The sequence below is a fragment of the candidate division TA06 bacterium genome, from assembly GCA_004376575.1.
In the GTDB taxonomy this organism is placed as follows: domain Bacteria; phylum Hydrothermota; class DG-26; order E44-bin18; family E44-bin18; genus E44-bin18.
In genome coordinates this window covers 1-6,702 of the sequence record SOJN01000067.1, presented here as the reverse complement: position 1 = coordinate 6,702, position 6,702 = coordinate 1, and the positions used below count along the sequence as shown (strand labels likewise).

The window sequence follows — 6,702 nt, the reverse complement described above, 5'->3', positions numbered from 1 at the left end:
CAATCTGGCACAAGCAGACTCTTCGCTGGCGCTCAGAGTGACAAAATAACACCTGTCATTCTGAGAAGCCCGTGAGGGCGACGAAGAATCTGCTTCCCCTCTGGGAACTGCGAAGAACGAAATCCCAATCCCTCCACCACCCAAAACAAAACATGTCATTGCGAGCCACCGGAGGGTGGCGAAGCAATCTGACACAACCAGATCCTTTTTCTGTGCATTGGGGACGGTGCCCTTAACATTTGAGATTGCAGATTTGAGATCGAAGATTGCCGGAATGAGATGTAAGACAACTGGTACCCAGGATTCAGTAGGGGCGGTAAGTGAGCTTGCCCTGAGCCTGCCGAAGGGCGAACCGCCCCTACGATTAGTGGTAGCGCCAAAGAAAAAGCCCCGCGCCAGATGCGGCGCAGGGCTTTCAAGAATCCTGTGTGCTGGGCTCAACCAAGCCTTCTGAATCCAGCCACTGTCTGATATCCGAACTTGAAGATGATGCTATGTGTGCCTGGATTGTAGCTGGTGATCTCCAGTTTCAGATGGTTTCCAGTCTCCAGGTAGAGCACATAGACACCACCGTCAACGACGTTCTGAAAGGTGAAGTAACCAGATAGCGGGGCAACAGTCATAGTAGCGTAAGTCCAGCCCCCATCGTAAGCTATTCCAGTGGTGTGCCAGAGACCTCCGAAAGTGTCAGACGGACTCCTCAGGTCTTCGTCGGCATCAAGAACTAGGTCTATGTTGTCGATGTATTGAGAGTCCCAGGGATACGTTGAGCCATTGCCAGTGTTATCCCAGCCAAAACAGCTTGGATGGCCCGGATCAGGATCCTGCATCCAGTATATGGGTCCTTCCCCAGTTTCTTCATGGAGAGCAGTGCTTGCTTCGATTGCGCTGCTTTCGTCGTCTCCCTTGTACGCCTTCACCGAATATGTGCCAAGAGAAGTCGGCGTGTGTTGGAAAGTGGTCGTTGTAACTGTGTCAACTACATTTCCTTTGAAAGAGACTATGTACCCATCGATATCTGCCGGACCGGCTACGACGGGTGCTGTCCAGGAAAGCTGAACAGAAAGCGAGTCAGCCGGAACTACCGTTATCGTGAGATTTGTGGGTGCGGAAACTGTCGGACCAGGACCTGTTGGCTCCTCTTCCCCGCAGCCAACAATCAAGACCAGCAACCCAACAACCGCGAGTAACGCAGCAATTCTCATCATGTTCTCCCTCCCTGCTTGCTACTTGATTTTCCTCGGTATTTTCTTCGGTGGGGGCTTATAGGTTGTCTTTTTGTGATGTTTTTCCAAATGCTCCGCATAGGATTTTGAGAGTTCATCGAAATTGCTTGCCAACTCATCAACGCTCTCGGTCAGCGCATCCACCTTCGCGTTCAGCTCTGCAATACTCTTCTCCATATCAGCAATCTTCACAAGATTTTCACCACCAGGAATCTGGCACCCTAGAAAGAACACCAATAACCCCGCCGCAGCCAATGCTGCCACAATTTTCCTCATCTCTCTACCTCCTCCCAAAAGAACCTTCCGTTCGAATGAATGCAAGCTTCAAGTAGCCCAGCATCACCTCCTTTAGAACAAACATCTTGCGAATTCAGCATATTACCACCACACCTCTCTTATGTCAATACAATTCAAAACTCGAGATTTGCCGCTATTTGAAGTAGCTTTTGACGCCATCGACGACAGCGTCTATCTCAGCCTCAGTCAACTCAGGATATACGGGAAGTGATAGGACCTCTTTGCTCAACGCCTCGCTGACGGGGAAATCGCCTTCCTTGTAACCGAGATAGGAATACGCGGGCTGCAAGTGGAGAGGCCTGGGGTAGTGGACCGCACAGGCGATACCCTTTTTCTTAAAATGTTCAATCAACTTGTCACGCTCTTCGCACTTGATAGTATATTGATGGAAGATGTGGTCCCTTTCTTCCAGAATCACGGGGACTTCCACAAAAGAAGAGAATTCCGCGGAGTATCTTTTTGCTGTTTCTCTTCTTCTGTTGTTCCATTCATCCAGATATTTTAATTTTACCGCCAGTATTGCCGCTTGAATCGCATCAAGCCTGCTGTTGGTACCCAACTTGGTATGCTCATATTTTCTCATGCTCCCGTGGCTCCGTATCGCCCGCAACTCTTTGGCGAATGCGTCACTGTTGGTGAGTACAGCCCCACCATCTCCGAAGCACCCCAAGTTCTTGGTGGGGAAGAAACTGACTGCCCCGAGGTGGCCTCTGGAGGGCACCTTGGACCCCTTGTAGGTTGCGCCCACACATTGAGCGCTGTCCTCTACTATGTGCAGGCCTCTCTTCCCGACAATCTCTTTTATCTCATCCACGTCCGCACTCTGACCATAGAGATGAACTGGCATTATCGCCTTAGTCCTGGCCGTAACCGCAGATTCTATCTTCGAAACATCAATATTGAAGCTGTCTCTCTCCACATCCACGAATACAGGCTTTGCCCCCAACAGGGCAACTACTTCAGCAGGGGAAACAAATGTGAATGTGGGGAGGATAACCTCATCATCTGGCTCAAGACCGATGGCTCTGAGTGAAAGAAGAAGCGCATCTGTGCCACTGCCCACTGAGATCGCGTGTTTCATCCCCATGTAGTCTGCAAGAGAGTTCTCGAAATCCTCAACTTCCTTCCCCAGAATGAACCTACCGCTTTCTAGTACTCTGGAAGTTGCCTCATCTATCTCTGACTTGATGTTTTGATACTGTCTTGCCAGATTCACCAATGGAACTTTCATCACTCCTCCTTCACAACCATGTCGTGTTTACTGAAAGCCCTACTGCATTTTGGGCATGTAACCTTCTTTTCCTCTCCGCTCCATACAAGTCTTTGCCCGCACTCGCACATCCATCCTACCACAGATGCCGGAGTACCAACAACGACAGCGTAATCCGGAACATCCCTGGTGACCACAGCGCCGGCTCCAATGAAGCAGTTGCTACCCAGCGTAATGCCACACAGTAGTGTTGAGTTTGCGCCGATCGAAGTCCCTCGCTTCACAAGTGTGGGGATCCACTTGCCCCCTTTGGGGTAGGCTGCTCGGGGGTTTACATCATTTGTAAAGACAGCCGATGGCCCCACGAATACATCATCCTCGAGAGTAACCAGATCATAGACGGAGACGTTATTCTGGAGTTTCACGCCGTCCCCCAGAACGGCTCTGGGAGCGATGAAACAGTTCTGGCCAATCCGGCAGTTCTTGCCTATCCTCGCCCCACCCATCACATGGGTGAAATGCCATATCTTCGTTCCATCTCCTATCTCTGCTCCTTCATCCACACAGGCAGTCTCGTGAACGAAAACATCATTCTTGTCCTTATCATTCATCACACACTCCCCCCAAATCCAGAATCAGGGCTTGAACGGTTTACCTTTCTGGCCTAAGGATTTCTGTGCAGCTTCCAGAACACGGAGAACTCGAAGCCCATTTTCGCCGTCAGAAACAGGTTTCTTTCTTGTTTTGATACACTCAAGAAAATGCTCACATTCCAGCCTGAGCGGCTCTCTCCCATCTATCTTGGGAATATGAATGTCACCAATCCTCAAGGTCAAAGACTCAGGATAGCTTGCGTATGCTGGAGTGTAGTCAAAACCCTTGTCGTAGATCCTTATCTTTTCCATGCTCTGCACGTCATCGAATACGGCCATTTTCTTCGATCCAACAACAGTGATCTTTCTCGTTTTGTGTGGGTCCAGCCACGATACGTGGACCTGCGCCATTGATTTGTCAGCAAAATGCATAGACATGAACACAACATCGAATATTCCATCCCTCAGATAGCATTCGCCACTGGCCTGCACGGAATCTGGCATAGACTCAAGAAGATGAAGTATGATGGAAACATCGTGTGGTGCAAATGCCCACAGTGCGTTTTCATCCTTCCTCACACGGCCCAAATTGAGTCTGGCAGAATAGACGTAGTAAACCTTGCCGAGCGTGCCGTCGGTTATGTAATTCTTCAGCATCTTGACTGCCGGATGATAGAGGAGTATATGACCGACCATGAGAATCCTATCCCGGCTGTCCGCGAGTTCAACAAGCTCTTCACCTTCAGACACAGATAGGGTTAACGGCTTCTCAACAAATACATCCTTGCCAGCGCCCAGGATCTCTTTCACCAGCGCGTAGTGCGTTTCAGCAGAAGTGGCAACCACAACAGCATCGGCGTCGGAGTTGACAACCTTACTGGAGTCAGTCGTGAGCTCCACCTCAGCTTTTCCTTCCCCAACTTTTGTCAACTGCTCGGGGTCCGAATCACAGATAAGCTTCACCTCACACTCATCAATAGACATGAAGTTTCTTATAAGGTTTGGACCCCAATACCCGGCACCTACGATTCCAAGCTTAATCATTACGAAAACCTTTCTTTGAACCAATCTGTGGTCATCTTTAAGCCTTCTTCGAGGCTCACTCTCGGCTCCCATCCCAAAACTTCCTTTGCACGGCCATAACTGAGGAAGTTACTTTTCAGTTCCCCGTCCCTGGCAGATTTCATCACAGGTTTCTCCTGAAAGGACAGAACATCGGCTATGATATTGAAGAGCTCATTAACAGATGTCGGCCTCCTGGTTCCAATGTTCAGTATTTCGCCTTCTCCTTTCTCTATCGCAGCCATATTTGCCTCTACTATATCTCCCACATAAACATAGTCTCTTATCATCTTTCCAAAGCCGTACACGATTGGAGTCTCTCCAGATAGCATCTTGTTGCTGAAGATGGCAACTACACCAGCTTCGCCGAGGGGATCTTGCCTTGGTCCGTACACGTTTGCGTATCTAAGTACTGTGAACTTCAAACCATGCCATACAGAGTAGCACCGCAGATAGTGTTCACAGGCCAGTTTGGCGACACCGTAAGGTGAAAGGGGGAGGACCGGAAAGTCTTCTGTTGCTGGTTTATCCACATTACCATAGATTGTCCCACCCGAAGAAGAGTATATTACCTTCTTGCTTTGCCAGACTCTGCAAGCCTCAAGCAGGTTTATTGTACCGATAATGTTCGCTCTCGCATCCGCTATTGGGTCGTCAATTGACTTCCTCACATCTATCTGGGCAGCGCAATGAAATACGATTTCGGGTTTGGCAGCCCTAAGTGCATCACATAGTCCTGGTTCGGCGATATCCATCTTGATGAATTCCGCTTTCTTGTTGATATTCTCCTTCTTGCCAGTGGACAGGTCATCCACAATCCACACGTCGTGTCCATCGTGGAGCAGCCTGTCCACGATATGAGAACCTATGAATCCCGCTCCGCCGGTGACCAGAACCTTCACAGATCTCCTCTCAATACGCCACCTTGGACTTGACCACCTCTATAACCGTACGCATCATTATTTTCAGATCAAACCCTAGAGACCAGTTCTCTATGTAGTAAAGGTCATGCTTTATCCTGTCCGGTATCGAAGTGTTTCCTCTCAGGCCATTCACCTGAGCCCAACCTGTTATGCCCGACTTGACTTTGTGCCTTTCCAGGTATCTTGGAATTTCACGCTTGAACTGGTCCACGAAGTGCGGTCTCTCCGGCCTTGGTCCAACCAGGCTCATTTCGCCTTTCAACACATTGAACAGTTGAGGAATCTCGTCAAGACTGAGCTTTCTCAGAATACTCCCAATTCTTGTCCGCCTTGTATCGTTCTCTCGGGCAAAGACCGGACCGGTTTCCTGTTCAGCATTGATTCTCATGGACCTGAACTTCATGATGTTGAATGTCCTTCCATCCTCTCCAATCCGCTCCTGCCTGAAGAAGACAGGCCCTCTGGAGGTTAGCTTTATCACAATTGCTGAGATGATCATCACCGGAGAGAAGATCGCCAGGAGTACGAGTGAACCTACAATATCCTCCAGCCTCTTGATCACCCTGTTCCATCCTTCAAGTGGGAACTCCTTAAGTCCGATAAGAGGTATGCCGTCGAGTTCGTAGTGGCTTATTGCACTGGTCATCAGCTCATATATGTCCGGCACGAACCGGAATTCAACCTTCAAATCCTCCGTACCTTCAAGAACCTTGAGTACTCTGTGATGTCGACGAAGAGGAAATGTCATGATGAGGGTATCCAGTTGGAACTCCTCAACAACCTGTCTTATGTTATCAATGGTGCCGAGCAACTCCACTCCCTCTATCCGCTCGTTCTCTTCAATTATTTGACCAACGAGCCTGTAGCCTATGGTTGGATGTTTTTCAATCCTTTCTCTGATCGACTTCCCCATCTCCCCGCCGCCCACGATGGCAACTCTTTTGACACCAAATCCTCTGGCTTTAGCCCGCCTCGTGAGAACCCTCAGCAATGTTCTCCCAATGATAATGCACCCAAAAGAAAGCGGGCACGCCATGATGAATGTCAATCTGGAGTACTCAAAATCGACCAGGAAGAATGTCGGTGCAAGCACAACAAATGAACCCACGAACGAACTCTTGAAGATTTCCCATACTTCGTCAACGAAAGAATACCCACTCTCGCTGTCATACAGTTTGTGCATGTAGAAAACGAACATCCAGATGGCTACCACGAAAAGAGAACCATAGAAATAGGTTAGAAAGGGAGGAATCCCATACCTAACTGGTACGAGGCCAGAATAGAATCTCAGCCAAAATGCTAGGGCAAACGCCAGAAGTACTGAGGAACCATCAATCAGCAAGGCCAAGATGAAGAACAGAAATTGAGCTTTTCTCCTGACAGCCATCTCT

7 protein-coding genes are annotated in these 6,702 nt (G+C 49.1%); all 7 read right to left on the bottom strand.

Going from position 1 to position 6,702, the window contains the following annotated elements:
- Positions 1-437: 437 nt before the first annotated feature.
- The gene (locus E3J62_05350; protein ID TET46083.1) at positions 438-1,208 is read right to left on the bottom strand and encodes a fibronectin type III domain-containing protein; all 771 of its coding nucleotides are present in this window, start codon (positions 1,206-1,208) and stop codon (positions 438-440) included.
- A gap of 18 nt (positions 1,209-1,226) precedes the next feature.
- Positions 1,227-1,502 carry a hypothetical protein gene (locus E3J62_05345; protein ID TET46082.1) on the bottom strand — a complete coding sequence of 92 codons (276 nt, stop codon included), beginning with the start codon at positions 1,500-1,502 and terminating at the stop codon, positions 1,227-1,229.
- 154 nt (positions 1,503-1,656) lie between these two features.
- A complete protein-coding gene (locus E3J62_05340) occupies positions 1,657-2,754 on the bottom strand; it encodes a DegT/DnrJ/EryC1/StrS family aminotransferase (protein ID TET46081.1) in 1,098 nt (365 codons plus the stop codon).
- The gene (locus tag E3J62_05335; GenBank protein ID TET46080.1) at positions 2,754-3,344 is read right to left on the bottom strand and encodes an N-acetyltransferase; all 591 of its coding nucleotides are present in this window, start codon (positions 3,342-3,344) and stop codon (positions 2,754-2,756) included. The genes E3J62_05340 and E3J62_05335 overlap by 1 nt, the downstream gene beginning before the upstream one ends.
- A 24-nt stretch (positions 3,345-3,368) precedes the next feature.
- Positions 3,369-4,442: a Gfo/Idh/MocA family oxidoreductase gene (locus tag E3J62_05330; protein TET46079.1), complete on the bottom strand. Its 1,074-nt coding sequence runs from the start codon at positions 4,440-4,442 to the stop codon at positions 3,369-3,371.
- Complete coding sequence (locus tag E3J62_05325) at positions 4,370-5,290, bottom strand: NAD-dependent epimerase/dehydratase family protein (GenBank protein TET46078.1); 921 nt, start codon at positions 5,288-5,290, stop codon at positions 4,370-4,372. The genes E3J62_05330 and E3J62_05325 overlap by 73 nt, the downstream gene beginning before the upstream one ends.
- 10 nt (positions 5,291-5,300) lie before the next feature.
- Positions 5,301-6,702 (bottom strand): undecaprenyl-phosphate glucose phosphotransferase (locus E3J62_05320; GenBank protein ID TET46077.1); only part of this gene is annotated, 1,402 nt, incomplete at its 5' end.